General features: G+C 32.2%; 28 protein-coding genes and 1 pseudogene. 24 read left to right on the top strand and 5 right to left on the bottom strand.

The window, feature by feature from the left end; translation table 11 throughout:
* Nucleotides 1-58: 58 nt before the first annotated feature.
* The 12 genes from ccoN to LW133_RS05920 all read left to right on the top strand — a co-directional run bounded on the left by ccoN (nt 59) and on the right by LW133_RS05920 (nt 7,765).
* Entirely contained in the window at nt 59-1,531 is a 1,473-nt protein-coding gene (gene ccoN, locus LW133_RS05975) for a cytochrome-c oxidase, cbb3-type subunit I (protein ID WP_233077505.1), read from the top strand.
* Nucleotides 1,532-1,541: 10 nt separating this feature from the next.
* Complete coding sequence (gene ccoO / locus LW133_RS05970) at nt 1,542-2,225, top strand: cytochrome-c oxidase, cbb3-type subunit II (RefSeq protein ID WP_233077504.1); 684 nt, start codon at nt 1,542-1,544, stop codon at nt 2,223-2,225.
* A gap of 15 nt (nt 2,226-2,240) precedes the next feature.
* Nucleotides 2,241-2,429: a cytochrome c oxidase, cbb3-type, CcoQ subunit gene (locus tag LW133_RS05965; protein ID WP_233038143.1), complete on the top strand. Its 189-nt coding sequence runs from the start codon at nt 2,241-2,243 to the stop codon at nt 2,427-2,429.
* An 11-nt stretch (nt 2,430-2,440) separates the two neighbouring features.
* Entirely contained in the window at nt 2,441-3,313 is an 873-nt protein-coding gene (ccoP, locus tag LW133_RS05960) for a cytochrome-c oxidase, cbb3-type subunit III (protein WP_233077503.1), read from the top strand.
* A gap of 9 nt (nt 3,314-3,322) precedes the next feature.
* Nucleotides 3,323-3,523, top strand: coding sequence for a DUF4006 family protein (locus LW133_RS05955; protein WP_233077502.1), 201 nt, complete (start codon nt 3,323-3,325; stop codon nt 3,521-3,523).
* A 150-nt stretch (nt 3,524-3,673) separates the two neighbouring features.
* The gene (locus tag LW133_RS05950; RefSeq protein ID WP_233077501.1) at nt 3,674-4,231 is read left to right on the top strand and encodes a hypothetical protein; all 558 of its coding nucleotides are present in this window, start codon (nt 3,674-3,676) and stop codon (nt 4,229-4,231) included.
* Complete coding sequence (locus tag LW133_RS05945) at nt 4,228-4,791, top strand: hypothetical protein (RefSeq protein ID WP_233077500.1); 564 nt, start codon at nt 4,228-4,230, stop codon at nt 4,789-4,791. Before LW133_RS05950 ends, LW133_RS05945 begins: the two co-directional genes overlap by 4 nt.
* Entirely contained in the window at nt 4,781-5,068 is a 288-nt protein-coding gene (locus LW133_RS05940; protein WP_233077499.1) for a hypothetical protein, read from the top strand. The genes LW133_RS05945 and LW133_RS05940 overlap by 11 nt, the downstream gene beginning before the upstream one ends.
* Nucleotides 5,065-5,469: a hypothetical protein gene (locus LW133_RS05935; protein ID WP_233077498.1), complete on the top strand. Its 405-nt coding sequence runs from the start codon at nt 5,065-5,067 to the stop codon at nt 5,467-5,469. The genes LW133_RS05940 and LW133_RS05935 overlap by 4 nt, the downstream gene beginning before the upstream one ends.
* Nucleotides 5,466-5,837, top strand: a complete 372-nt coding sequence (locus LW133_RS05930) for a hypothetical protein (protein ID WP_233077497.1) — start codon at nt 5,466-5,468, stop codon at nt 5,835-5,837. Before LW133_RS05935 ends, LW133_RS05930 begins: the two co-directional genes overlap by 4 nt.
* Nucleotides 5,830-6,753 carry a type IV pilus twitching motility protein PilT gene (locus LW133_RS05925; RefSeq protein ID WP_233077623.1) on the top strand — a complete coding sequence of 308 codons (924 nt, stop codon included), beginning with the start codon at nt 5,830-5,832 and terminating at the stop codon, nt 6,751-6,753. Before LW133_RS05930 ends, LW133_RS05925 begins: the two co-directional genes overlap by 8 nt.
* A gap of 1 nt (nt 6,754) precedes the next feature.
* Nucleotides 6,755-7,765 carry a glycosyltransferase family 4 protein gene (locus LW133_RS05920; protein ID WP_233077496.1) on the top strand — a complete coding sequence of 337 codons (1,011 nt, stop codon included), beginning with the start codon at nt 6,755-6,757 and terminating at the stop codon, nt 7,763-7,765.
* A gap of 116 nt (nt 7,766-7,881) precedes the next feature.
* Here the strand turns inward: LW133_RS05920 and lon are convergent, their stop codons facing one another.
* A complete protein-coding gene (gene lon / locus LW133_RS05915) occupies nt 7,882-10,290 on the bottom strand; it encodes an endopeptidase La (protein WP_233077495.1) in 2,409 nt (802 codons plus the stop codon).
* Between the two features lie 11 nt (nt 10,291-10,301).
* A complete protein-coding gene (locus tag LW133_RS05910) occupies nt 10,302-10,940 on the bottom strand; it encodes an outer membrane protein assembly factor BamD (RefSeq protein ID WP_233077494.1) in 639 nt (212 codons plus the stop codon).
* Between the two features lie 159 nt (nt 10,941-11,099).
* Here LW133_RS05910 and fliW point away from each other — a divergent pair, with 159 nt between their 5' ends.
* Both fliW and proC read left to right on the top strand, forming a co-directional pair.
* Nucleotides 11,100-11,522, top strand: a complete 423-nt coding sequence (gene fliW / locus LW133_RS05905; RefSeq protein WP_233077493.1) for a flagellar assembly protein FliW — start codon at nt 11,100-11,102, stop codon at nt 11,520-11,522.
* Nucleotides 11,515-12,312, top strand: coding sequence for a pyrroline-5-carboxylate reductase (proC, locus tag LW133_RS05900; RefSeq protein WP_233077492.1), 798 nt, complete (start codon nt 11,515-11,517; stop codon nt 12,310-12,312). The genes fliW and proC overlap by 8 nt, the downstream gene beginning before the upstream one ends.
* Here the strand turns inward: proC and LW133_RS05895 are convergent.
* Nucleotides 12,309-13,202: a PDC sensor domain-containing protein gene (locus LW133_RS05895; protein WP_233077491.1), complete on the bottom strand. Its 894-nt coding sequence runs from the start codon at nt 13,200-13,202 to the stop codon at nt 12,309-12,311. The genes proC and LW133_RS05895 overlap by 4 nt on opposite strands.
* A 187-nt stretch (nt 13,203-13,389) precedes the next feature.
* Between LW133_RS05895 and LW133_RS05890 the strand changes: the two genes are divergently transcribed.
* The 3 genes from LW133_RS05890 (at nt 13,390) to LW133_RS05880 (ending at nt 19,320) form a co-directional block, all read left to right on the top strand.
* Entirely contained in the window at nt 13,390-15,648 is a 2,259-nt protein-coding gene (locus LW133_RS05890; RefSeq protein WP_233077490.1) for a TonB-dependent receptor, read from the top strand.
* Between the two features lie 397 nt (nt 15,649-16,045).
* Nucleotides 16,046-18,322: a TonB-dependent receptor gene (locus tag LW133_RS05885; protein WP_233077489.1), complete on the top strand. Its 2,277-nt coding sequence runs from the start codon at nt 16,046-16,048 to the stop codon at nt 18,320-18,322.
* Between the two features lie 56 nt (nt 18,323-18,378).
* Complete coding sequence (locus LW133_RS05880; RefSeq protein WP_233077488.1) at nt 18,379-19,320, top strand: ABC transporter substrate-binding protein; 942 nt, start codon at nt 18,379-18,381, stop codon at nt 19,318-19,320.
* On the opposite strand, the gene LW133_RS05875 is transcribed toward LW133_RS05880, so the two are convergent.
* Nucleotides 19,302-20,159, bottom strand: coding sequence for a glycosyltransferase (locus tag LW133_RS05875; protein ID WP_233077487.1), 858 nt, complete (start codon nt 20,157-20,159; stop codon nt 19,302-19,304). The two genes, LW133_RS05880 and LW133_RS05875, sit on opposite strands and share 19 nt — an antisense overlap.
* Nucleotides 20,160-20,385: 226 nt before the next feature.
* A pseudogene (locus LW133_RS05870) lies at nt 20,386-20,634 on the bottom strand (glycosyltransferase family 2 protein); the annotation flags it as partial.
* Between the two features lie 132 nt (nt 20,635-20,766).
* Between LW133_RS05870 and ureA the strand changes: the two are divergent.
* Genes ureA through LW133_RS05835 form a run of 7 tightly spaced genes read left to right on the top strand, consistent with a single transcriptional unit; the run spans nt 20,767 to nt 26,337 of the window.
* Complete coding sequence (gene ureA, locus LW133_RS05865; RefSeq protein WP_233077486.1) at nt 20,767-21,444, top strand: urease subunit alpha; 678 nt, start codon at nt 20,767-20,769, stop codon at nt 21,442-21,444.
* A gap of 10 nt (nt 21,445-21,454) precedes the next feature.
* Entirely contained in the window at nt 21,455-23,164 is a 1,710-nt protein-coding gene (ureB, locus tag LW133_RS05860) for an urease subunit beta (protein ID WP_233077485.1), read from the top strand.
* Between the two features lie 48 nt (nt 23,165-23,212).
* A complete protein-coding gene (locus LW133_RS05855; protein WP_233077484.1) occupies nt 23,213-23,749 on the top strand; it encodes an AmiS/UreI family transporter in 537 nt (178 codons plus the stop codon).
* Nucleotides 23,746-24,270: an urease accessory protein UreE gene (gene ureE / locus LW133_RS05850; protein ID WP_233077483.1), complete on the top strand. Its 525-nt coding sequence runs from the start codon at nt 23,746-23,748 to the stop codon at nt 24,268-24,270. The genes LW133_RS05855 and ureE overlap by 4 nt, the downstream gene beginning before the upstream one ends.
* Entirely contained in the window at nt 24,271-24,936 is a 666-nt protein-coding gene (locus LW133_RS05845; RefSeq protein ID WP_233077482.1) for an urease accessory protein UreF, read from the top strand.
* A 13-nt stretch (nt 24,937-24,949) separates the two neighbouring features.
* Nucleotides 24,950-25,552 carry an urease accessory protein UreG gene (gene ureG, locus LW133_RS05840; RefSeq protein WP_233038182.1) on the top strand — a complete coding sequence of 201 codons (603 nt, stop codon included), beginning with the start codon at nt 24,950-24,952 and terminating at the stop codon, nt 25,550-25,552.
* The gene (locus LW133_RS05835; protein ID WP_233077481.1) at nt 25,552-26,337 is read left to right on the top strand and encodes an urease accessory protein UreD; all 786 of its coding nucleotides are present in this window, start codon (nt 25,552-25,554) and stop codon (nt 26,335-26,337) included. Before ureG ends, LW133_RS05835 begins: the two co-directional genes overlap by 1 nt.
* Nucleotides 26,338-26,360: the final 23 nt, after the last annotated feature.

Below are 26,360 nucleotides of genomic sequence, written 5' to 3'. Positions count from 1 at the left end.
TAAAATAAATAAGACTAAAATGCTACCCATGCAAAATAGCAAAATTAAGGAGATTTCAATGCAACAAGAAGCAAAAATGCCTGTGGAATATGATTATTCTATAGCAAAATTATTTTTATATTCTATGTTGATATTTGGATTTATCGGTATGTTAATTGGTGTGGTTTTGGCTCTACAACTAGCATTCCCAAGTCTAAATTATTTAGCAGGAGAATATAGTATTTTTGGAAGATTGCGTCCACTACATACGAATGGAGTTATTTATGGCTTTACATTAAGTGGCATTTGGGCAGCATGGTATTATTTGGGTCAAAGAGTTTTAAAAATTACTTATTATCAACATCCTTTTTTAAAATTTATAGGACTGTTGCATTTTTGGACATATATTGCCTTGCTTGTTTTGGCGGTTATTAGTCTTTTTGCAGGTTTTACACAATCTAAAGAATATGCAGAATTAATTTGGCCATTGGATTTATTAGTGGTGGTTGTTTGGGTGTTGTGGGGGATTAGTATGTTTGGTAGCATGGGTGTGCGACGCGAACAAACAATTTATATTTCATTGTGGTATTTTATTGCTACCTTTACAGCGATCGCAGTACTTTATATTTTTAATAATCTTGCCATCCCTACTTATTTTATTGCACAAACTGGAAGTATTTGGCATTCTATTTCTATGTATGCTGGTAGTAATGATGCTATGGTGCAATGGTGGTGGGGACATAATGCAGTAGCTTTTGTCTTTACTTCTGGAATTATTGGAATTATTTATTACTTTTTACCTAAAGAATCTGGTCAGCCAATTTTCTCATACAAATTGACTTTATTTTCTTTTTGGAGTTTGATGTTTGTGTATATTTGGGCAGGTGGACATCACTTGATTTTTTCAACTGTTCCTGATTGGATTCAGACTCTAGCATCGGTATTTTCTGTAATTTTAATCCTACCTTCTTGGGGAACTGCTATTAATATGTTACTTACAATGCGTGGTCAATGGTATCAATTAAAAGAATCTCCTTTGATTAAATTTTTGGTTTTAGCATCAACTTTTTATATGCTTGCAACATTGGAAGGATCGATTCAGTCTATTAAATCTGTTAATGCTTTAGCACACTTTACAGATTGGATTATTGGGCATGTGCATGATGGTGTTTTGGGGTGGGTAGGATTTACGATTATTGCAGCAAGTTATCACATGATTCCTAGAATCTTTAAAAAAGAAATTTATTCTAAAAAGATTATTGAGATGCAGTTTTGGATCATGACAATTGGTATTGTCCTTTATTTCTCGAGCATGTGGATTGCTGGTATTACGCAAGGTATGATGTGGAGAGATGTTGATATGTATGGAAATCTTACTTATCAGTTTATTGATACAGTGACAAAATTACACCCTTATTATGTGATTAGAGGTGTTGGTGGATTGATGTATTTGGTAGGCTTTATAATGTTTATTTATAATGTTTTAATGAGTATCATAGCATCAAAGCCATTACAGCGTGAACCAAACTATGCCACACCAATGGCTGCTTAAGGAGAAATAAATGTTTAGTTGGTTAGAAAAAAATCCATTCTTTTTTACGATAGCGTTTTTATTGGTGTTTTCTGTTGCAGGAATTGTTGAGGTATTGCCAGATTTTACAAAATCTGCAAGACCGATTGAGGGATTAAGACCCTATAGTGTATTGGAAACTGCAGGAAAACAAGTGTATATCAAAGAGGGGTGTTATGCTTGTCACTCTCAATTAATTCGTCCTTTTCAAGCAGAAGTGGATCGTTATGGTGCTTATAGTTTAAGTGGAGAATATGCTTATGATAGACCATTTTTATGGGGTTCAAAAAGAACGGGACCAGATCTCCATCGTGTAGGAGATAGTAGAAGTACGGATTGGCATAGCAATCATATGTGGGATCCTGAAAGTGTTGTTCCCGGGTCTATTATGCCTGCTTATAAACATCTTTATAAAAAGAATGCAGATTTTGAAACCGCATATGCAGAGGCTTTTACACAAAAACAAGTATTTAATGTTCCTTATGATATTGAAGATGGAATTAAACTTGGCAATATGGATGAGGCAAGAAAAATTTATATACAAGAAGCTGCACAAATTGTTGAAGATATGAAAAATGCAGATGTGAAAGCTGCTTTTGAAAAAGGTGAAGTACAAGAAATTGTAGCATTGATTGCATATTTAAATAGTCTTGGTCAAGGAAGAATTGCAAAATAATTTTTGGAGTATAACATGGAAACAGAAGTATGGCGCGGTATTGCTTATGTAGTTATTACTTTTTTGCTAGTGATTTTTTTGTATGGCTATATTTTTAGTTTATATAGAAGACAAAAAAATGGCACTTGTGATTATGAGAATTATGCAAATCTTGCTTTAAAAGATAGGCTTGATGATGAAGTTATTGAGGAAAGAATAAAATAAAAGGAAGAGTAATGGGTTGGTTGAGTGATAATATAAATTTAATGGCTTTAATTGCTGCAATTATAATTTTAATTTTGACAATGATGATTTCATCTTTTTATATTAAAAAGATGCGTGATAGCAAGGCAGATGGAGAATTAACAGATCATAAGTGGGATGGAATTTCAGAGTTTGCTAATAATTTACCAATAGGTTGGACGATTAGCTTTATTGTACTTATGATATGGGGTGCTTGGTATGTGTTTTTTGGTTATCCTTTGAATGCATATTCTCAAATTGGCGAATTTAATGAAGAAGTTCAAGAGTATAACCAAAAGTTTGAAGAAAAATGGAAAAGTCTTTCGATGGAAGATAAGAAAAAAATGGGGGAAGGTATCTTTTTGGTGAAATGTTCGCAATGTCATGGAATTGATGCAAGTGGTATGGGTGCAAAAGCACAGAATCTTACAAGATGGGGTAAATATCAAGGTATAGAGGATACTATTAAACATGGAAGTGTAGGGTTAAATTATATGGCTGGTGAAATGCCTTCTATAGAATTAGATATAAAAGATTCTGAAATATTGGCAAAGTATATCATGGCAGAAATTTCTAATGCTCATCTAAAATTTGAAAACTTTGATGCAAAAAGTCTTAAGAAAGGTAAAGAACTCTGGGATAGTGCGACTTGCTCATCTTGTCATGGTGATGATGGAAAAGGTAATGCAGGTTTAGCTGCTGATTTGACACAATATGGCACTGCAGAATTCCTTAAAGAAGTGTTATCTAAGGGTAAAAAAGGTCATATTGGAAAGATGCCATCTTTTGAATATGCAAATTTTAGTGATGTGCAAATTGAAGCTTTGAGTGCATTTATCAATTCTTTGGAACCACTTGACGATTAAGGAGAAATAATGAATAAGTTGTTTGGAATCAATGGGATTTTAGGGCTTTTGATTGCTGTAGTATTATTGCTTGTTGTTGTATTTCTTTTAGGATATCAAGGGATTATGATTCAAAAAGAACAAGCAAGTAACTATTACACAATCGACAGAAGTGCGGTAGAGATGAAAAGTATTGATAATATCCAGCATTATAAGTTAAAGGATAAATAATGAAATTTAGTACACTTGAAAAAGTTTTGGCAGTTTTTATTGTGGCGATGATTGCAACTTCTATAGTTGTGGCATTAGTACCTAATATGTTTTTACACATTATTTAAGTTTTATATAATGCAATACATAAAAAGGTTGTTTTATTGTTTTTTGCTTTTACCTTTTTGTGTATTTGCAGATGTTTTTGTAGTGGGTGATACTTTTTTGCTTAATCCAAAGACATCGGCTATTATTGAAAAAATTGGTGATGAATTTTTTCAAAAAACAGGTATTTCTATGTATGTGGTTTTAAAAAAAGATTTAAGTTTAAATAAAGAGGAACGCCGACAATTTGTATTAAGAAATCTGATGAATACACAGAATTATTTTGTAATTTTATTTGCCCTTGAAGATAAAAAAATTGATTTTTTTATGAGTAGAAATTTGGAAAATACCATAGATGTGGATAGTGTTTATTCTGAATTTATGGTGCCATTTTTGCCAGTTAAAAAATCTGATATACTTGATACTGCAAGAATCTCAGCCATTCTATTAAATGGTTACGCACATTTTATTGATGCATTTGCGCGATACAAAAATATTTTAATACAATCTAATATTATTGATAGGAATGGGGAGATGTTGGCACAGGTCGCACGCGTGGCGATTTGGATAATGTTGCTTAGTTTGATAATAGGATTTGTGTGGATCAGAAGGAGAAGGAAGTGAAAAAAAATTATTGGCCACTAGGAATTTTATTGATTATTGTTATTGGGGTGGTACTTTTGGTACTTTTGGTATATATTTCTTTATTACAGCCTAATCTTAAAGATAATTCGTATTTGCAAGATTCTAGTGTCGTGGAGAAGAATACAGATTTATTTTTAGGGGAAACAAAAAAATTTGTCCAATCTTATGAGACGCAGGTGTATTTTGCAGGAATGAGCGATCTTTTTTTTCCGCCTTATTCCATAAAGGCTCAAAAAATAGAGAGAAAAAATCATAAAGAACTTTTATTGAAAGTGCAAGCACATAATATTGTGACATTAAAATTTATTCCTCTTGTAAAAAATCCACCAAAGATTCTTGATTACAAAGTTTATGCCATGCGCTATTATGATAAAGATTACCGCGATAAGGTTGATCATTTGCCGCAAAATCTCATAGAATCTTCTTTTGATTTTTATCCTCAAAAAGCAGGACGCTGGAAAGTAGTTTTAAAAATCAAAATTTTACACGATGGGGAAGAAAAAGAGGTTTATTTACAAAGAGATTTTCTTGCTAAATAGGGCTTTTATTACTTTAGAAGTTCTAATAGCTTTGATGCTTACTTTTTTTGTATTACAGATATTTTTTGATTTTAGAAAGCATTATCAAGAAATTATAGAAAGTATTAAAATTTTGAGATTACAAGGGGTTTTGCAAAAAGAGTTAATCTTAGGAGAAAATCTTTTTAAGACAGATGGAACTATTACTACGCAAAATAATCTTGTTTGTCAAGTGCGTATTTTGCATAATAAAGGAAATATTTTTTATAGGTATTTTGAGGTCAAGCAATGCGAATGAAATCTTTTGCTATGCTTGAATTTTTGGTGGGTTTGATGGTTTTTGCAATAATTAGTGTTATATGCACAAAGCTTGCTTTTTATGCCAAAAAACAAGAAGTAGTTATTTTTGATCTTGCATATAATTTTTTAGAAATACAAAATGCTCTAATACAAATCTCTCATCTTTTAGATAATGCTTCTAAAATTATTCTTGAAGATTCTAAAATCATTTGGCATGATGAGGAAAATAAACATGAAATATTTTTTGATAATCAAACACTTTTTTTAGATGGCTTTGTAATGCTTGAGGGAATTTTTGGCTTTGAGGTTAGGGAAATCAAGGAAGATATTTTACTAAAAATTTGCGGAAAAAAATCTTGTTTGATGCGCATGCATTTGCGTTATGGTGATACGTATTGAAAGCTTTTGTATTGTGGAAAACTTTAATTGTTTTGGTTGCATTAATTAGTGTAGCTTTTATGATGCCAAAAGCCTTGAGCATTCAAAAAGATAGTATGAGTAATTTTTATGGTAGTTTTCAAAATGAACTTTATGCAAAAAGTGTATATTATATTGCTAAGGCTTGTTTAATGCGATATGACTTAAAAAAATGTGAAGAGGATTTTATTGATTTTCAAGATGGATTCTTGGGGAGTTATAGATTACAAGAAAAAGATAAAAATTATATTGTAGAAATTTCTATAATGCACAAAAACCCAAGAAATTTACATATAATAAGGCACTTTATTAGAAAATCTATAAGGGGATCGCGTGTATCAGATGCTTGAAGTTTTAGGCGATTTGATCGCTAGAGGGGTGAGTGATATTTTTTGTTATGCAGATAAGCCATTGTATTATAAAATACAAGATCATTTATACCAAGGTAGAATTTTAACACAACAAATACTTTTGGATTTTTTAGTGCAACATACAGATAAATCATTAATTCATGCAGTTAATGAGGGGGATGAGAGAGATTTTTCTTTTTCCTATCAAAAATATTTTTGTCGGGTACATGTATTTTTGTCTGAAGGGTCAATAGCTGTATTTTTAAGAATTCTTCCTCAAGAAGTCTTAAGTCTTTTTGAAAATAAGATTTTTGATTCTTTTAAAAAAGTTTTGGAAAATGAAAAAGGTTTGATTTTGGTGGTTGGTGCTACAGGTAGTGGAAAAACAACAATGGCAAATGCGGTTTTAGATTATTTGAATAGTTCTTTTGTAAAACATATTGTGTGTATTGAGGATCCTATTGAATATAGGCATGTTAATAAAAAAAGCTGTTTTACTTATCGTGAAGTTGGCAAGGATACAAAAAGTTTTGAAAAAGGTATTGTGAGTGCGATGCGTCAAAATCCTGATGTGATATTTATTGGAGAGTTGAGGGATAAAAAAAGTATACAAACTGCTTTATTTGCAGCGCATACAGGGCATGTTGTACTTGCTACGATGCATGCTAGAAATAGTGTCGGCGCTATCTCACGGCTTTTGAATGTTTTTGAAGATAAGATGCGAACGATTGAAGTTGCAGAAAGTTTGGTAGGGATTATTGCACAGCAAAAACAGAATTTAGAATTTGATTGTGAAATTTTGCTAAATACTCTTGCGATCAAAAATCTTATCAAAGAAGAAAAACTTCATCAAATTCCTTCGGTTATGGCACTGGCACAAAATCAAGGAATGAAAGTTTTTAAAAATAAGGACTGACATGTGGATAGGTTTTTGCGTAAGTTTTTTATTATGTTTAGGCTGCATAGTTTTGGCAAAATTTTTTGGAATCGGTGTAGATTTTATTGTGGCTAAAAAGCCACAAAAATTTCATCAACAAAATATTTCTCGACTTGGAGGTGTGGGGATTTTTGTCGGATTTATTGTGTTGTTTTTACTAAATTTTCCCTTTAATTTATCTAATATTTTAATTTTTCTTGGCTTGAGTGTTGTTTTCTTGGCGGGGGTTTTGGAAGATGTTTTAGAGATTTTATCTCCGAGGGTGAGGTTATTTATCCAGCTTTTGGGGATTATAATCTTACTAAGTTCTGGAGTGGGATTGATTACAAATCTTTTGCCTTTGGCGATGCTTCCTTGGTATTGGGGGGTAGCTTTTAGTCTTTTTGGAATTCTTGGTGTATGTAATGCAATTAATATTATTGATGGACTCAATGGCCTTGCGAGTGGTATTGCTTTAATTGTCTTTGCGGCAATTATTTTTGTGGCATTTGGAAGAGAGATTGATTTTGTATATAGAATTGCACAAATGGCTATTGTCGTAATTTTGGGGTTTTATGTCTTAAATTTTCCTTTTGGTAAGATTTTTTTGGGTGATGGTGGGGCATATTTTTTAGGGACTTTGATTGCATTTTTACTTGGGGTTTTAAGTGATCATGGTGTTAGTGCTTGGTTTGGTTTGTCTGTAATGATTTATCCTGTATGGGAAGTAATATTTTCTATTTTAAGACGCAAAATAAAAGGACAAAAAGCAATGCACCCTGATGGTTTACATCTCCATTCTTTACTTTTTAAAATTAATCGAAATAATTCTTTTAGTGCATTGCTACTTGTGTGTTTATATGCATGTTATGTGTTTTTAGTGTTAGTTTGTGTGGATAACACGATAGGTTTTATGTGGGCATCTTTTTGTTTTTGTATTTTATATATGGTTTTTTATATTTATCTTTATAAAAAATATAAAAAAATAGAAGCAGGAAAAGTTGGTATTTAATAGGGGTATACAAAGTAATTAAAAATTTTAGTTTTCGTAAAGATTTAGATGGGGGGGCTTAAGGATTTCATTCTGAAATTTTTTAGGTGGTGTGCCCCCTCTTTTTAATTATAATCTTAAATTAATGTATGTTTTAAAACTTCTTTGATTGTTTTAACGCTGATAATTTCAAGATCATTTAGTACTTCGTTAGGGATGTCGCTCAAGTCTCTTTCGTAGTTTTTTGAAGGAATAAGGACTTTTTTCATTCCTGCCTTATGTGCTGCAATAAGCTTTTCTTTTAATCCACCAATAGGAAGGACTTCGCCAGTTAATGTGATTTCACCAGTCATAGCAATATCTCCATGGATTTTTTTGTTAGTAAGAATAGAAGCAATTACACTGGCCATAGCGATTCCGGCACTTGGACCATCTTTTGGTGTAGCACCTTCTGGTACATGGAGGTGTATATCATAGAGGTTATAAATTTGCATATCTTTTTGTTCTTTTGATTCTTTGTTCTTTTTCTTTTCTTTTTTGATAGTAAAAAATTTTTCATCAATTAAAACTTTGATAACAGAAAAAGCAATGCGAGCAGATTCTTTCATTACATCTCCAAGACTTCCTGTAAGCATTAGCGTTCCCTTGCCCTTGATTTTGATGGCTTCAATTTTTAGGACATCGCCCCCAACACTAGTCCATGCAAGACCATTGATAACACCGACTTTATCCTCATTGTCACCTTTCTGGATTTCAAAGACAATTTTATCAAGATAATTTTTTAAATTTTGTGAAGTAATAGTGGTTTTTTGTTGGTTTTGTAGAATCTCTTTTGCTCTTTTTCGTATCAAAGTGGCAATTTGACGGCGTAAGTTTCTTACACCTGCTTCACGTGTGTATTTTTCAATTAAAAGTGTGATAGCGTCTTGATGAATAGAGAACTCAGAGGGTTTTAATCCGTGTTTCTTAAGTTCTTGAGGAATGAGATATTTTTTTGCAATTTGTTCTTTTTCTTGTGGGGTATAGCTAGAAACCTCGATAAATTCCATACGATCACGCAATGGAGCAGGGATATTAGAAATATCATTTGCGGTAGCAATAAATACAATTTGTGATAAATCAATATTAAAATTTGCATAATAATCCCTAAAATCAGTGTTTTGTTCAGGATCTAATATTTCTAATAGCACGCTTGTGGGGTCTCCACGCATACTGCGCCCTACTTTGTCAATTTCATCTAAAACTATAACAGGATTCATTGCTTTCGCTTCGATAAGACCTTGTACAATCCTTCCTGGCATAGCACCAAGATATGTGCGTCGATGACCGCGTAATTCATTGACATCTTCTAATCCACCTAGTGCAATTTTTACAAGAGGTCTCCCGATAGCAGTAGCAATGGAGTTTGCAAGACTTGTTTTACCTACACCAGGAGGCCCATAAAAACAAAGAATTGTACCAATAGTTTTAGTAGGTTTTTGCTCACGCTGTTCTAAAAGCTCTTTGATGGCAAAAAATTCCACAATTCTCTCTTTTGGTTTTTTTAGTGAGAAATGATCCTGGTTAAGTTGTTTTTCTACAGAATTAATGGAGAGCTTTTTTTTGGCATGTTTGTCAAAAGGAATTTCAAGTACCCATTCAATATAATTTTGCACTATATTAGAATCAGCACTATCTTGATGCATCTTACTAAGACGATCAATTTGTTTTTTAATTTCTTTGTAGGCATCTGCATGAATAAAAGCTTTAATAGTTTCTAATTTTTTATTGTAATTTTCTATTTCTTCATCTCTTTGTTTGTCTAATCCTAGTTCTTTTTGGATTTGTTTTAGTTGTTCTTTAAGAAAATACTCTTTGTTGGTTTGTTCCATTTTTGTATGAACTTTATTTTTGATTTCTTTTTGGAGTTTTTGGGTTTGTGTCTCTTCGATTACATAGTCAATTAACATCATTAAACGTTTTTCTACGCTATTGCTTGCAAAAAGATTGTAGCATTGTTCTTTTGTGGGGCGCAGTATTGATGCAATCATATCTATAATGCGGTTTGGTTCTTCATTTTCTTCTATATTATCCTCAATGGTTCTAAGAAGATCTGGCGGGAAAAACTGGCTAATGTTTGCAAGAATTCTTACTTTTTCTTTAAGTACCTCGATAATAGCTTGAATTTTTTCTTGATTGTATTTTTTGTAGGTAATAGGTTCTATGATTCCTCTTAATGGGTCTTGACTCTCTATGGAAGCGATTTTTCCTTTTACAATACCTTGAAAGAGGATTTTAACTTTTCCATCAGGAAGGTTGACTTTTCTCATAATATTACCAAGCACACCAACATCATAGAAGTTTTGCGCATTTTGGCTATGATCTTTGATATTTTTTGCACAACAGACAAAAATCATATCTTTGTCTGTGATGGTGCTATTAATAGCTTTGATGCTTGAGGGATCAGTAATAAAAATTGGTGTAATCATAAAAGGGTACATAAAGGATTCTTCTTCAACAATTATAGGAACTTCTATTGGGAAGTCAATTTTATGTTTGTTTTGCATATGGCATTCTCCTACCAGTTAAAAATATAAACATACCAAGGAATATGTGATCGTGTGGGTTTTGCTTGTTCTTCAAGATCATAGTCGATACGATTTAAATACAACTCTTCTGCTTCTTTTTTATGTTGTTTTGCATAAACATTGGCAATGGCACGATTGAGTTCATTTTTTCCTAAAATAAGGCGTAATACTATCGTCTTGACAATATCAGCATATTTACTTTCAGGGTGTTTTTCTAAAAAAAGTTCTGCTTCCAAAATAGCATTTTCTAAAAAATCTTGATCCTTGCTATAGTTGGTGAAAGCAAGATAATGCGCGCGTATTTTAAGATAAGTAAGGTAGTCACTTGTTTCTTGAGTACCATAACGCTTAAAATATTCATCAAAATAATAATCAGCCAATACAAATTCTTTATGTTCTTGATGGGCTTTACCTAAAATAAGCATTGCATCTGGCAATAACGGGGAATTAATGTGCTCACTTTGTAGAGATGAGAAGAAATTGTCCGCACTCTCAAGATTACCCAATTTAATCTCTTTTAGCATTTCTTGATACCAATAGGTAGCAGGTTTGTTAAATTCATTTTTTTCTTTTGAACAACCAATAAAAAAAATAAAAATCGTGGCATATATAGAAGCAATTATTTTCACAAGTTTCCTCAAGAAGTTTATTGTCGCTGTAATTATATTATGAAAAAGTTAAGAAAAAATTTTTAAAATTTGATTTTTTAGAGAAAAATTAGATAAAATAAAGGGAGTAATTGGTTTTTCCAGTTTGTAAAATCCGTGTTTGATGAGGTTTATAGAATTATGATTTTTGATGTAAAATCCCCTATATTAGGTTTTGAGAAAGTCAAAAAAATGAAGCTTGAAAAGATTGATGATGTTTTTATGCGTCTAAGTAATGCTGAGGACAATTCTCCTGTCTTTACACTAATCAATCCATTTGTTTTGAGAGAGTATGAATTTGATGTACCTGCGGCAGTAAAATTACTTTTGGATTTGGAAAGCACAAAAAATATTTTTATTGCAAATATCATGGTTGTGCAAAATCCAATCCAAGATTCTACGGTAAATTTTTTAGCTCCTGTGATTTTTAATTTTGATAATCAAACAATGGCACAAGTTGTGTTAGATAGCCTTAAATATCCTCAGTATCAATTAGCAGAACCTATATCAGATTATTATAAAAACGAAGAAGCCAATGAAATGATGGAAAAGATTAGTGACTAAGCAAAAGGTTTTAATTCTTGGCTATGGTCAAATGGCTATTGCAATTATAAAGGGTATTTTGCAGGCCAAACTTTATGAAAAATATGATTTTGAGATCTCTGGACGCAATTTACAGAAAGCGAGAGATTTCTTGCAATTACATAATATCCAAACATATTTTAATGTTTTAGAAAACTCTTCCTCTATTTCAGTTGCAGATAAAATTGTTTTTTTGTGCGTAAAGCCTTATGGTTTAGGGAGTTTTGCTTTTAGCGGTGAAGCATTTAAGGTTATTAGTGTGATGGCAGGTGTGAGCATTCAGGTGATTCGAGAAAAAATTCAGGCAAAAACTTATGTTCGTGTGATGCCAAATACTGCAGCTAAATATCAAAAATCTTCAAGTGCGGTTTATTGTGAAAATTATTCTTCGATATCGGTTGATGTGTTGGATGAAAATCTTGATTTGTTAGAGAGCTTTGGTAATGTCGTGAGTGTAGGAGAAGAAAAACTTATTGATGCAAGTATTGCCACAAGTGGTAGTTCACCAGCCTTCGTTGCATTAATTGCACAAGCTTTGATTGATGCGGGTGTACGCGAAGGATTGGGGCGCATGCAAAGCAAGGAGCTTGTTAGGGGGATGTTTGAAGGATTTGCACTTTTATTAAAGCATGAAGATCCACAAAATATTATTGATGCAATTACTAGCCCAGCGGGTACAACGATTGAAGGATTAAGTGTATTGGAAAAAAGTGGTGTGCGTGGTATAATTATTGAGGCTTGCCACCAAGCAGTGGCAAAAACCAAATATTAAGTATTTTTTTCTTTTGAGGGAAGATAGGCAAATTTTACATAAATAGATAGACTGGTGATAAGTATTGCTACCCCAGCGATAAGATAAACTGCATAAAGAATCTTGTCAGGTTCGCTAATTGCGAATTTAAATACCAACATTAAAGATTCAATAGCTAGGGCGATAATAATAGATCCCAAAAACCTTACCATTGTATGTTGCAGAGCATGAGAGTTGTTATCTGTATTTTTTCCTAAAACTTCTGCTTCAAAGATAGCTTTTACAAGATCAAAGATTGCCAGAGCCAATGTTAGTTGTATAATAGATTTAAAAATTTCATCAATATTAAAGCTTTTAAAATGTCCTAGAGCGATATAAAGACTTAATACACCTTTAGAAAAAAGTGAAAGACAAACTAAGGTTAAAACAAAAGAAAGTAATCCATAAATTATTGTGCTAATTTGTGAGCATGTATTTGAAAATTTAGAAGGCGCACTGATATTGATTGCAGTTTTTAGAGAAAGATCAATGCATACAATGTAAAGAAGTTTGTGATTTTGATCATATACGGGATAAGAGGCTGTGACGATTAATTTTCCGGTTTCCATAGTAGGATAGGGGTTTGTAATAATGCATTTTCCCTCACGTACAGCCTCATAATAATAGGCGCGATCTGCGAAATTTTCTGTGCAAGTGATGCCTTGCGGGTTAATTTCATTGCCTACAGCATCTAAAACATAGATAGAATCAAAGGCATTGATTTCATCTTTAATTTTTTCAATCCCTAATAAAACGCTTTTTAAATTTGTACTAGGGATAAAGTTTTGAATATTTTGTGTAAAAAGATAGCACATATATGCACGCAATTCATATCGTATTTTTCGATATACTAATATATCTCTAGATAGCATAAAATTCCTTTTGTTTTTCATTATTTTATAAAAAAACTTATAAAAAAACTTATAAAAAATTAATTTTTATAAGTTTTATTCAATATCTATGTTTTATAAAATTATGAAGTTTTCTTGACAAGTATAAGTGGTTTCTAGTATAGTAATATTTTTTTAAAAAAAGTAATATCAAACTTAAGGAAATATTATGTGTAAAAAATACTGGCCTCTTGTTTTTGCACCTTTTGTATTGACAGGAATATTGGTTGCAGAAGAAACAAAAAAACTTGAAGCGATAGTAAGTACTTCAAATAAAATCCCTACTTTAATTTCTGAAGCTCCAGGCAATGTGAGTTTAGTTGATTCTGAACAAATTAAAAAGCAATCCAGCAAACAAATAAGTGATATTTTAGATAAAGTGGCGAGCATTAGGGTAGATAAGAATACAGGATATAATGGTCGCCCTCAAGTTTTTATGAGGGGAATACCTTATGGAACTCTTTTGATGCTTGATGGAGTAATTCTTAATGATTTGGAGGGAGAGTTTAGAATTATGCAATCCATTTCTCCTTTTGATATTGATCGTATTGAAATTGTAAGAGGAGCATTTTCTAGTCTTTATGGGACAGGAGGTATTGGTGGGGTGATTAATTTTATTACTAAAATGCCAAAAAAATTAGAAATGCAAGCAAGTTTGGGTTATGGTAATGAACTTGTGACAACTCAAGCAGAAAAAGATTTGGTACGAGGATATTTAAGTTTGGGAAATGTGTTTTTAGATGGGCGTTTAAGAGTGCGTGCAAGTTATTCTTTTAGTTCTAGTGATGGTGCTTATAGGGTTCCTGCAATTGCAAGGCTAGATAATGGTCAGACTGCTAGTGATGTTACTTTGCAAAATGGGGCAAATATCCAAAATGGCATGGAAGTAGGATGGGTAGGGAGAAGTGCTTATCTCACACAAGATGCAAGATTTAAGGCAGAATATGATTGGGGAGAGAACGATACTACAAACCTTATGTTAAATCTCTCAACAATCAGTGAAAATCAACATTCTCCAATCACAAAGTTAAAAGATAAAAGTGGTGCCAGTGTTTTTGGCTATGCGACAAGTGATGATAAATATTATAATCCTTTTATAGGTTCAGGATGGGCGGGATTTAGGCAAGAATATAATATTGTTGCTTCTATTGGTCATAAGCATTATTTTAATGAGACTTCTTTTTTGAATATTGTGTTTTCTAGTGTGAATTTAATAAACTACTGGGATGATGGTTGTAATGGTAAAAATTGCTCAGGACCAGGGAGAGATGTGACTAATGAAGCAAAGAATTCTTATATTTTTGGTGGCAGGGGAAGTAGTAGTGATAATTATGCCTCTAGTAACTATTTGGATATTACCTATACCAACGATTTAAATAAAAACCACTCTATAGTATCAGGAATTCAAGCACGCTTAATGTTTGCGCGTAATCAAAGGAGTTATGTAAGTGATTTTGCCTCTAAATATTTTTGGCAGACTTATGATTCTTATTGGGGTCAGGATAATAGTGCAGCTTATACTTTGGCAGCATTTGCTTCTTGGCAGGCAAGGTGGAATAAATATCTTTCCACTAATCTTGGTTTAAGATTAGATTATTGGAAAAATTTTAATATGAGTACAATTGACATTACTTCAGATAATCCAAATTTACAGAAATTTGATGGTGTAAATGAGTTTTTTCCTTCTCCAAAATTTGCAATTAATTATAGCCCTTGGAAATATACTGCCATTAAGGGTTCAGTAGGTTTAGCATTTCGTGCACCTAATACAAGACAAATGTTTGCGCATACACATGCAGGAGATAATCAAGTTTCAAATCCAACATTATCTCCAGAGTATGGAGCACAATTTGATATTGGAATTGAACAGCGCAATCCTTATGGTGGTGTAGCAAAGATTTATTATTATCACACAGAGATGTTTAATGCAATTTATAAGGGAGGAGCTGGAACAGCAGAAGATCCTTACAAGAATCAAAATGGTGGCAGAAGTCGTTTTTATGGTGTGGAAATTGAGATTGATCAAAAAATTTATGGAGATTTGAGTTTTGGTGCAAATTATACTTTTACAAAAGCAATTTTATTAAATGATCCTAAAAAACCTCAAAATAATGGACATCAAATGGCTTCAATCCCCTTGCATATGGGAGGAATTTCATTAAATTATGGTGGAAATAGAGGTTTTTTTGGAAGTTTGCAAATGCAAGGACAAAGCGATGCATACACAAGCATTGAAAATAAGCCAGTAAAATTTGGTTTTGGAAATGTCAATAAGCGTTTGATCTTTAATTTTAAAGCAGGGTATCAATTTAAAAACAATACCTATTTAAGTGTGAGTTTTTTAAATTTTACTAATCAAAAGTTTTGGGATTATTATCGCGGATCAGGTGCTAGTTTTTATGTAGAGATTGGTAGTAAATTCTTTTAAGGAGCAAAAAACTAATAAGATTTTAAATTTTCTTATGTGTATTATTTTGTATTTTGTCTTGGAATATAAGATTGTTTTGGAAGACATGAATTAAAACCTTATTAAAAAATTCTTTATCTTAATATTCTTTATAGAAATTCCTACCATGTTAAGGATATGGAAAAAGTGGTGGGAATCTAGTTGTGTTTTTGATGATGATATTGTGATCAAACTGCCCCATTAATTTTGATTGAAAAATTTCTTGCCGGTTATTATGCAAATTAATTTTTATAAGTTTTATTCAATACCTATGTTTTATAAAATTTATGAAATTATGAAGTTTTCTTGACAAGTATAAGTGGTTTCTAGTATAGTAATATTTTTTTAAAAAAAGTAATACTAAACTTAAGGAAATATTATGTGTAAAAAATACTGGCCTCTTGTTTTTGCACCTTTTGTATTGACAGGAATATTAATTGCGGAAGAAAAAAATCTTACACCGATTGTAAGCACATCAAATAAGATTCCAACACTTATTACTGAAGCACCTGGTAATGTAAGCTTTGTGGATTCTAAAAGAATAAAGATTCAATCTAGTAAGCAAATAAGTGATATTTTAGATAAAAGTGCTGGAATAAGGGTGGATAAAAACACTGGCTATAATGGTCGCCCTCAAGTTTTTATGAGGGGAATACCTTATGGAACTCTTTTGATGCTTGATGGAGTAATTCTTAATGATTTGGAGGGAGAGTTTAGAATTATGCAATCCATTTCTCCTTTTGATATTGATCGTATTGAAATTGTAAGAGGAGCATTCTCCAGTCTTTATGGGACAGGAGGTATTGGTGGGGTGATTAATTTTATTACTAAAATGCCTACAAAGCTAGAGGCTCGAGCAAGTTTGGGTTATGGTAATGAGATTCAAAGAAACAAAGCCGAAAAGAATCTTGTAAGAGGTTATTTTAGTGTCGGGAATGCCTTTTTAGATCATCGTTTAAGAGTGCGTGCAAGTTATTCTTTTAGTTCTAGTGATGGTGCTTATAGGGTTCCTGCAATTGCATCTGGAATTAAACAAGGACAAAAAGCAGGAGCAACGCATTTAGATGGTTCTGAGATTAATAATGGAGATATTGTAGGAGAAGTAGGAAGGACGGGTTATCTTACACAAGATGCAAGAATAAAAGCAGAATATGATTGGAATGATTCTAATACGACGAGTTTGAGTATTAATTTTTCACACATTAAGGATAATCAAAACAATGCTCTTTCTTTTATGAAAGATAAAAATGGCTCTGTCTTTGGATATGATATTTTAAAATCTGATGATAGTAGTTCTGTAGGATATTTTAATCCTTTTGTGGGGACTGGCTGGGGAGGTTTTCGACAGGAATATAATATTGTTGGATCTATTGGCCATAAATACTATTTTAATGATGATGATTATTTAAATATTGTTCTTTCTAGTGTGAATTTAGTTAGTCATTTTTCAAATGGTTGTAATGGACTAAATTGTCAAGGAAAGGGGGTTGTAGAAGATCATGTTGCAGAAGCAAGAAGAGTTTATCTTTATGGAGGTCCAGGAAGAAGTTTGGATAATTATGCTTCAAGCAATTATCTAGATATTAATTATTTTGGAAAAATTAATAAAAATCATTCTATTATAGCTGGATTCCAGGCTAGATTAATGCTTTCTAGAAATGAACATAATTATGTCAAGGATTTTGGTAAAGAGAATTTTTGGGATTTTTATGATGGAGTATTTGATAGAAATACGGGTGGTGCTTTTGTATTGGCATCTTTTGTTTCTTGGCAAGCAAGATGGAATAAATATCTTTCCACTAATCTTGGTTTAAGGCTAGATTATTGGAAAAATTTTAATATGTCTACCTTAGATAGCACAGCAGATAATCCCTTAAAACAAACTTTTGATGGTACAAATAAATTTTTTCCATCTCCAAAGTTTGCTATTAGCTATAATCCTTGGGAATTTACTACAATAAAGGGGTCTATTGGATTGGCCTTTAGAGCGCCAAATACCACAGAACTTTATGCACATGCCCATAATGGAGATTTTCAAGCTTCAAATGTGAATCTTTCTCCAGAATATGGTTTGCAGTTTGATATAGGGATAGAACAGAGAAATTCTTATGGTGGTGCAGCAAAGATTTATTATTATCAGACAGAAATGTATAATGCAATTTATAAAAGTGGTTCAGGGATACAGAGCGATCCTTTTGTAAATAAAAATGGTGGTCATAATCGTTTTAATGGTGTGGAGGTAGAGGTAGAACAAAAGATTTTTAGGGATTTAAGTATTAGTGCAAATTATACTTTTACAAGAGCAATTTTACTGAAAAATCCACAAAATCCTGCGTATAACGGCAAGATGATTCCGTCGATTCCAAAACATATGGGAGGAGTGGCATTGAATTATGGAGGTAATGGAGGATTTTATGGTAGTTTGCAAATGCAGGGGCAAAGTGGAGCTTACATAAGTATTGATAATAAACCTATAGAATCTAAATTTGGTAATATTACCGCGAGATTAATTTTTGATTTTAAAGTTGGATATGAGTTTAAAAACGAAAATTATTTAAGTATTAGCTTTTTTAATTTTACAAATCAAAAGTTTTGGGATCAATATCGTGGATCTGGTGCAAGTTTTTATGTTGAATTTGGTGGGAAGTTTTTTTAGGTAAATTTTAGGTAGAAAATACCAGAAGTAGTTTTGGATTAAAAAAGAGGACAAGAATGATTAAAAAAATTTTTTTGGTTTTAGGTTTATTGATAGTAGGTATGAGTGCCATTGAAGCAAAAACTATGGAATATGAAGATTATTTTGGAAAGCATACAATTGATCATTTTCCTCAAAAAATTGTATATTTAGGGACTTATGTAGAGATTCCTCCTATGCTTGGGATTTGGGATAAGGTTGTAGGACTTTCTGGTTATGCATTTGAGATAGATATTATAAAAAATACTCCAGATTTAAGTAGGATAGAGAAATTTCCTACCGGACATTATGCCAATATTGATGTAGAAAAATTAAAAACAATGGGAGTTGATTTGGTTGTCACTTATCCTGCAAATCTTCAAGCTATTGCATTTGCTGAAAAGTTTGGTATTAAATTCTTATCTTTGAAAACTCAAAGTGTTGCGGATGTATTTGAGCATATTAGAATACAAGCAAAGTTATTTGGTAAAAGTGATATTGCAGATAACAAGCTTGCTGTGATGCAAGAAGTTTTGGATCTTATTAAAAAACGCACAGAGAATGTAGAACAAAAAAGAGTCATTGAAATTTTTACAAAAATCAATCATCTTAGTGGTCATCAGAATATGGATTCTGCAATTTTGAAAGCGGCAAGTGTAGATAATATTGGGTTGAAATATATTAAACAGGGAAGAGCGGAAGTAAATTTAGAAAATATTATTAAAGAGGATCCTGAAATAATTTATTTATGGTGGTTTAGCCCTTTAAGTGTGGAAGATGTTTTAAAGCAGCCTCAATTGAAAAATATTCGCGCTGTGAAAAATAAACAAGTTTTTAAACTTCCTGCTATGGATATTGCAGGGCCAAGAATGCCATTAATTGCACTTTTTATTGCAATGAAAGCCTATCCTGAAAGATTTTATGATATTAATTATGAGGAATTTGTTAAAAAATATTATCATCAGGTTTTTGAATTATAATGCAGAATTAGGTTTTTTAGGAAGGCTTTAAGCTTTCTTAGAGCAACACGAATAATATTATTATGTTTAATAAATATCATTTTGATTTGGATTTTTTCTTTGAGAGAAAGATTTTTATAATAAACTTTTATAATAGGGTTGATATTATGCGGATCAATTTTTTTACATTGAAAAAAAATACCCCATTGTGTCAGAACGCATAGAGTAAGAAAAGCAAAACAAAATCTTTGCAAAATCTTTTTTTGTTCTATAGTACTTTGGGAGGCATTCTGCATGTTTTTTAGTGTTGTAGTAATTCTTAGATAGCAAGATGCTCCCGCATAGATTTTTAGCTGCTTATAGGTTTTAAAAAATTTTTTGATTTTTTCTAGATGCTCGGGCATTTTTGGTGGGAAATCGTTATCTAAATAAAAATTTGAGAGAGAATGTGGGCGAATGCGATAGATAATACCTATAAAATCTTTCGTTACAATGGAGTTTTTGGCAAGTAAAAAAAGTATCGTTCCAAAATCACAATCTTCATAATCCATTTGAAATTGAAATCTTAGATTATAGGCATTAAGAAGATCAGTTTTAAAAATTCCTTTCCATACCCAAGTGAAATAAAAGTTTTTATAATGTGAGAAAAAATCTATTCCATCGCGGTATAATCGGTTTTTTTCTTGATTAGAATCTTTTGTAAAAGTTTTGCTAGTATGTATATAGTTTTTATGTCCATGGCATACAATGTCATGCTGCCCATTTTGTGAAGATTCAATGCATTTTTGGATACAATCTTTTGTGAAATAATCATCACTATCGATAAAATGTATGTAGCGATTTTCTGGCAATTTTTGCAAAATACATGGAAGGTTATTGCAAAGATCTGTTTGTATATGGCGAGAATCTATATAATAAAAATATTTAGCTATATCAGCGATATTTTTGGATTGTACAGGACTTGAAAAATCATTTTGTCTTTCTATGGATTCTATAATTTTTAAATCTTGTGTGCTACCCCCCCCCCCTATGAGTTTTTTTATCTTTTAAAGGATTTGTATTTTCTAAATAATCTCTTAATAAGGTACCTTTTATAAATTCAAGCCCCATATTCCTTGCACTAGATAATCCGCCATTGGGTTTATCAATAAGTAAAATTCTAGAATCTTTTTCACAGTATTTTTTTGCAATTTCTAAGCTTTTATCAGTACTCCCATCATTTATTAGAATAATGTCTAAATTATGGTAGGTTTGATTAACAATACTATCTAGGCATTCTTTAAGATAATCTTCAACATTAAAAATGGGCACAATAATAGAAACAAGAGGTTGCATAAAATTCTTTCTTTAAATAATTTGAAAATTAGGTTTGAAATTATTACTTATAAGTGTTAAATATTTGTGAAGATATTTAAAAAAATATGTTTAAATTATATTTCATATCAAAAAAAAATACAAGGAGATGCAATGAGACTCACTCCAAGAGAATTGGATAAAATGATGCTGCATTATGCTGGCGAGTTGGCAAAAAAGCGTAAGGAAAGAGGAATAAAATTAAACTATGTAGAAGCAATTGCTTTGATTAGCATGGAGATTATGGAGCTTGCTAGGGAAGGCAAAAAAAGTGTTGCAGAATTAATGAGCTATGGTAAACAAATACTGAAAGCTGATGATGTGATGGATGGAGTTGCAAGTTTGATTCATGATGTACAAGTTGAAGTAAGTTTTGCAGATGGTACAAAACTTGTAACTGTGCATACTCCGATTGAAGATAATGGTAAGCTAAATCCTGGAGAATATATTTTAAAAGATGAGGATATTATTCTTAATGCAGGTAGAGAATCTATTAAAATTGTGGTAACAAATAATGGAGATAGACCAATACAAGTAGGGTCACATTTTCATTTTTTTGAGACAAACAAACTTTTGAGTTTTGATAGAGAAAAAGCTTATGGTAAGAGATTAGATATTGCATCAGGGACTTCTGTGCGATTTGAACCTGGAGAAACAAAAACTGTAGAGTTGATCGATTTTGGTGGGAATCAAAGGCTTTATGGATTTAATGATTTGAATAATGGGCAAATTAGTCAGGAAAATAAACAAAAAGCGTTGGAAGTGGCAAAAGCTAAGGGATTTATAAAATAAGGAGATAATAATGATTAAAATTTCAAGAAAAGAATATGCTTCAATGTATGGGCCAACTACTGGTGATAAAGTAAGATTAGGCGACACAGAACTTTTTGCTGAAATTGAAAAAGATTATACGATTTATGGTGAAGAGATTAAATTTGGTGGCGGAAAAACTATTCGTGATGGTATGGCGCAATCTGTAAGTGCAAATGCAAATGAATTAGATACAGTAATTACAAATGCTATTATTATTGATTATACTGGAATTTATAAGGCTGATATCGGTCTAAAGGGAGGTAAGATTGTTGGTATCGGGAAAGCAGGGAATAAAGATACACAAGATGGTGTTTGCGATACAATGATTGTTGGTGCAGGCACTGAAGTAGTAGCAGGTGAAGGGTTGATAGTAACTGCTGGGGGAATTGATACGCATATCCATTATATTTCTCCTACACAAATTCCTACAGCACTTTATAGCGGTGTTACAACAATGATTGGTGGTGGTACAGGTCCTGCTGCAGGGACATACGCGACAACTTGTACTCCTGGAAAATGGCATATGAAACAAATGCTTAGAGCTACAGAAGAATATGTGATGAACTTTGGCTTTTTTGGCAAGGGGAATAGTTCAAATGAAGAAGCACTTAGTGATCAAATTAAAGCAGGAGCTTTGGGATTAAAAGTGCATGAGGATTGGGGTTCAACACCAGCAGCTATTAATCATTCTTTAAATGTTGCAGAAAAATATGATGTGCAAATTGCAATTCATACAGATACTTTGAATGAAGCAGGGTGTATTGAAGATACATTGATGGCTATTGGTGGTAGAACAATTCATACTTTCCATACAGAAGGTGCTGGTGGTGGGCATGCGCCAGATATTATCAAAGCTGCAGGTGAAGCAAATATTTTACCAGCATCTACAAATCCAACGATTCCATTTACAAAAAACACAGCAGATGAGCATCTAGACATGCTAATGGTATGTCATCATTTGGACAAAAATATCAAAGAAGATGTGGCTTTTGCAGATAGTAGAATCCGTCCAGAGACAATTGCAGCAGAAGATGCGTTGCATGATATGGGGATTTTTTCTATTACAAGTTCAGATTCTCAAGCAATGGGGAGAGTGGGTGAAGTAATTATTAGAACTTGGCAGACAGCTGATAAGTGTAAAAGAGAATTTGGAAGATTGGAAGAAGAAACAGGAGAAAATGATAATTTCAGAATTAAAAGATATATTTCAAAATATACAATTAATCCAGCGATTGCACATGGTATTTCTGAATATGTGGGATCTATTGAAGTTGGAAAAATTGCAGATCTTATTCTTTGGAAGCCTAGTATGTTTGGTGTGAAGCCAGAAACAATTATTAAGGGTGGAATGATTGTGGCCTCTAAAATGGGCGATTCTAATGCTTCTATCCCAACTCCAGAACCTATTGTGTATGTAGATATGTTTGGAAGTCATGGGAAGGCAAAGTATGACTGTGGCATTACTTTTGTTTCTCAAGTTTCTTGTGATTTGAATATTAAAGAAGAATTTGGTTTAGAGCGAAAAATTCTACCAGTGAAGAATTGTAGAAATGTTACAAAAAAAGATATGAAATATAATGATGTGATTACACCGATTGAGGTAGATCCTGAAACTTATGAAGTCCGAGTAAATGGTAAAAAAGTTACTTCTAAATTTGTTGATAAAGTTTCTTTGGGACAACTTTATAACTTATTTTAATAGTATTTCTACCTTTATTAGGTAGAAAATTTATCTTAAGGAGGAAGAATGTTAGGTATTGTATTATTATATGTTGCGATTGTTTTGATTAATAATGGGATTTGTAGACTTGCAAAAATTGATGGAAAAACTACTTCTATCATGAATATTTTTGTAGGTTTTTTATCTATTGTTGCAAATGTTATTGTGCTAATTCACGGAGATATGGCACAGGGTAGCGCGGATATTGATGGGGATGGGCGTGTCGATTTTTATGCAGCGGCAACAGGATTATTGTTTGGTTTTACATATTTATTTATAGCATGTAACAATCTTTTTAAACTTGATGCTAGAGCATTTGGCTGGTACAGCTTGTTTGTTGCAATTAATTCTATTCCTGCTGCTTATATGAGTTATATAAGTAATACTACTGAAGGCTTTTGGTTTGCAGTAATTTGGCTTGCTTGGGGTATTTTGTGGCTTACAGGATGGATTGAGACTGTGCTAAAAATTGAATTATCTTTTGTGCCTTATTTATCAATTTTGGAGGGAATTTTTACGGCTTGGATTCCTGCTTGGTTAATTCTTACGGGATATTGGTATTGATTAGAGTAAATAAAATATTAGGCAATATCCATACGCAGGCGTTAGAAAATTACCAGAGCGATATAATAGAAATCGCTTGGTATGATACTCGCAAAAAAATTGCTAGGTTAATGACGCAGGCAAGTAGGGATATTGCAATGAAGTTAGAATCTGCTCCAAAAGAGGGGATTAGTGATGGAGATATTATTTATCAAGAAAATGGATTAGTGATTTTTTTTAAAATCTTAGCAACTAAGGTTCTATATCTTTATGCAAAAGATGTTGTTGAAGTTGCAAAAATTAATTTTGAATTGGGAAATCGACATGCCTCATTGTTTTTTGGAGATAGTGAGTTTGAATTTCAAACACCCTATGAGTTGCCATTGCAAAAACTTGCAGAAAAGCTTATGGTAAAATATGAGATCAAAGAAAGTGTTTTGGATTCTAAAAAGCGATTAAATGTGAGTATGCCACACTCTGAACCAAATGCAAAAATAGCGTTAAGTAATACATTTAGTGTGAATATTATTAAGGAAAAGTAGATGGATTTTTTATTATTACAGGTTAATGATTCGTTATTTCCAATCGGGGGTTATACTCATTCTTTTGGGCTTGAGAGTTATATACAAATGGGAAGGGTAAAAAATAAAGAACAAGCATTTGCGTATTTGAAATCTAATTTAAATACACAAGTGCTTTATACAGATTTATTGATGATTAAGTTGATTTATAAGGCAGGCGAGAATCTTGACCGAATCTTAGAGCTAGAAGACTTGGCAAATGCAGCTACTCCTGCAAGCGAGATGCGTGATGGTATGAGAAAACTAGGAATGCGATTTTTAAAAACCATACAAGCCTTGCCCTTGGAGGAAAAGGAGTTTCTTAAACAATATAGGGAAAGGACAGAATTGCCGATTCATGCAAGTGTGTATGGTGTGTTTTGTATGGTGAATCAAATTGATTTTGAAAAGGCTATTAAGCATTATCTTTATGCTCAAAGTTCTGGAATTGTGACAAATTGTGTTAAAACAATTCCTTTATCTCAAACTGATGGACAAATTATTCTAACACGCTTGCATCAAGAATTTGATGTAATTTATAAAAAATTGCAAAGTTTAGAAGAAGGGCATTTTTGTAATGCTAGTATTCATAATGATATTAAAGCAATGCAACATGAGAATCTTTATTCTAGACTATATATGTCATAAAAAGGAGTGAAATATGGTAAAAATTGGGATTTGTGGGCCTGTTGGTAGTGGAAAAACCGCACTTATAGAATGTCTTACGCGTTTAATGAGCAAGGATTATTCTATTGGTGTAATTACAAATGATATTTATACTAAAGAAGATGCAGAGTTTATGAGTAAAAATTCTGTAATGCCACGAGAGAGGATCATAGGGGTAGAAACGGGTGGATGTCCACATACTGCAATTAGAGAAGATGCTTCTATGAACTTAGAAGCTGTAGAAGAAATGATGCAGAGATTTCCAGACATTGAAATTTTGTTTATCGAGAGCGGTGGTGATAATTTAGCAGCGACTTTTAGTCCAGAACTTGCAGATTTTACAATTTTTGTGATAGATGTGGCAGAAGGAGATAAAATTCCTAGAAAGGGTGGTCCAGGTATTACAAGATCAGATTTATTGGTGATCAATAAGATTGACTTAGCACCTTATGTTGGTGCAGATCTCGGAGTAATGGATAGGGATTCTAAAAAAATGAGAGGTGAAAAACCTTTTATTTTTACTAATATTCGCCAAAAAGAAGGGGTGGAAAAAATTATTTCTTGGATTAAAAAATATGCACTTTTAGAGGAAATATAATGAATAATTACACACAAGCCACAAAGTTACATCTAAAGACAAAATTGGGTGTTAGTGGAAAAAGTGTTATTGAGGAAATGTTTTTTACGCCACCGCTTAAGATCATTGACCCAATTTATGAGGGTGATGTGGCAAATATTATGCTTTTATCTGTTTCTGCAGGATTAATGAAGGGGGATTGTCAGGATATAGATATTTTTATAGGCAAAAATAGTAAAATTAAATTAACCTCCCAAAGTTTTGAAAAAGTTCATAATACACAAGATGGAAAGGCTTTGAGACGAACAATTGTTCATGTAGAAAATGATGCCATGCTTGATTTTTTTCCTTTACCTGTAATTCCATTCGCCCAGTCAAATTTTGAAAATACAACACAAATTTTTTTAGATGCAAAATCAACGCTTTATTATAGTGAGATATTTTGTGCTGGCAGGGTGAGTAGAAATGAAGTTTTTGATTTTACGCGTTTTGATTCTAAATTACATATCTTTATTGATAAAAAAATAAAATTATATGACAATATGTTATTGGAGCCAAAAGATGTGGAACTTCAAAATATGTGCATGTTTGATAATTATACTCATTATTTAAGTTTGGTTATTAAAAATGATATGATTGATTTTGAAGAATTTAGGGAAATGGTATTGCAAGAAGAGGGGAATATAGGTGTAAGCAAACATGATTGTTTTATTTTGCTTAGAGCTTTAGGAAGAGGTTCAGAAGAACTGCTAAATCTACGAGAAAAAGTTATTCTAGAGTATCAAAAGCGTATAAAAATAAAATAAATGAAAAATCACCTCATTTTCTT

The organism is Helicobacter anatolicus, from assembly GCF_021300615.1.
Taxonomy (GTDB): Bacteria; Campylobacterota; Campylobacteria; order Campylobacterales; family Helicobacteraceae; genus Helicobacter_H; species Helicobacter_H anatolicus.
Note: the sequence above shows the minus strand (reverse complement) of the source record. Positions and strands in the feature narration are given on the sequence as shown.

Excerpts from the sequence above, each read along its gene's own strand:
- ccoN (WP_233077505.1), top strand. The coding sequence starts at position 59 with ATGCAACAAGAAGCAAAAATGCCTGTGGAATATGATTATTCTATAGCA.
- ccoO (WP_233077504.1), top strand. The coding sequence starts at position 1,542 with ATGTTTAGTTGGTTAGAAAAAAATCCATTCTTTTTTACGATAGCGTTT.
- LW133_RS05965 (WP_233038143.1), top strand. The coding sequence starts at position 2,241 with ATGGAAACAGAAGTATGGCGCGGTATTGCTTATGTAGTTATTACTTTT.
- ccoP (WP_233077503.1), top strand. The coding sequence starts at position 2,441 with ATGGGTTGGTTGAGTGATAATATAAATTTAATGGCTTTAATTGCTGCA.
- LW133_RS05955 (WP_233077502.1), top strand. The coding sequence starts at position 3,323 with ATGAATAAGTTGTTTGGAATCAATGGGATTTTAGGGCTTTTGATTGCT.
- LW133_RS05935 (WP_233077498.1), top strand. The coding sequence starts at position 5,065 with ATGAAATCTTTTGCTATGCTTGAATTTTTGGTGGGTTTGATGGTTTTT.
- LW133_RS05925 (WP_233077623.1), top strand. The coding sequence starts at position 5,830 with ATGCTTGAAGTTTTAGGCGATTTGATCGCTAGAGGGGTGAGTGATATT.
- LW133_RS05920 (WP_233077496.1), top strand. The coding sequence starts at position 6,755 with ATGTGGATAGGTTTTTGCGTAAGTTTTTTATTATGTTTAGGCTGCATA.
- lon (WP_233077495.1), bottom strand. The coding sequence starts at position 10,290 with ATGCAAAACAAACATAAAATTGACTTCCCAATAGAAGTTCCTATAATT.
- fliW (WP_233077493.1), top strand. The coding sequence starts at position 11,100 with ATGATTTTTGATGTAAAATCCCCTATATTAGGTTTTGAGAAAGTCAAA.
- LW133_RS05895 (WP_233077491.1), bottom strand. The coding sequence starts at position 13,202 with ATGCTATCTAGAGATATATTAGTATATCGAAAAATACGATATGAATTG.
- LW133_RS05890 (WP_233077490.1), top strand. The coding sequence starts at position 13,390 with ATGTGTAAAAAATACTGGCCTCTTGTTTTTGCACCTTTTGTATTGACA.
- LW133_RS05885 (WP_233077489.1), top strand. The coding sequence starts at position 16,046 with ATGTGTAAAAAATACTGGCCTCTTGTTTTTGCACCTTTTGTATTGACA.
- LW133_RS05880 (WP_233077488.1), top strand. The coding sequence starts at position 18,379 with ATGATTAAAAAAATTTTTTTGGTTTTAGGTTTATTGATAGTAGGTATG.
- ureA (WP_233077486.1), top strand. The coding sequence starts at position 20,767 with ATGAGACTCACTCCAAGAGAATTGGATAAAATGATGCTGCATTATGCT.
- ureB (WP_233077485.1), top strand. The coding sequence starts at position 21,455 with ATGATTAAAATTTCAAGAAAAGAATATGCTTCAATGTATGGGCCAACT.
- LW133_RS05855 (WP_233077484.1), top strand. The coding sequence starts at position 23,213 with ATGTTAGGTATTGTATTATTATATGTTGCGATTGTTTTGATTAATAAT.
- LW133_RS05845 (WP_233077482.1), top strand. The coding sequence starts at position 24,271 with ATGGATTTTTTATTATTACAGGTTAATGATTCGTTATTTCCAATCGGG.
- ureG (WP_233038182.1), top strand. The coding sequence starts at position 24,950 with ATGGTAAAAATTGGGATTTGTGGGCCTGTTGGTAGTGGAAAAACCGCA.
- LW133_RS05835 (WP_233077481.1), top strand. The coding sequence starts at position 25,552 with ATGAATAATTACACACAAGCCACAAAGTTACATCTAAAGACAAAATTG.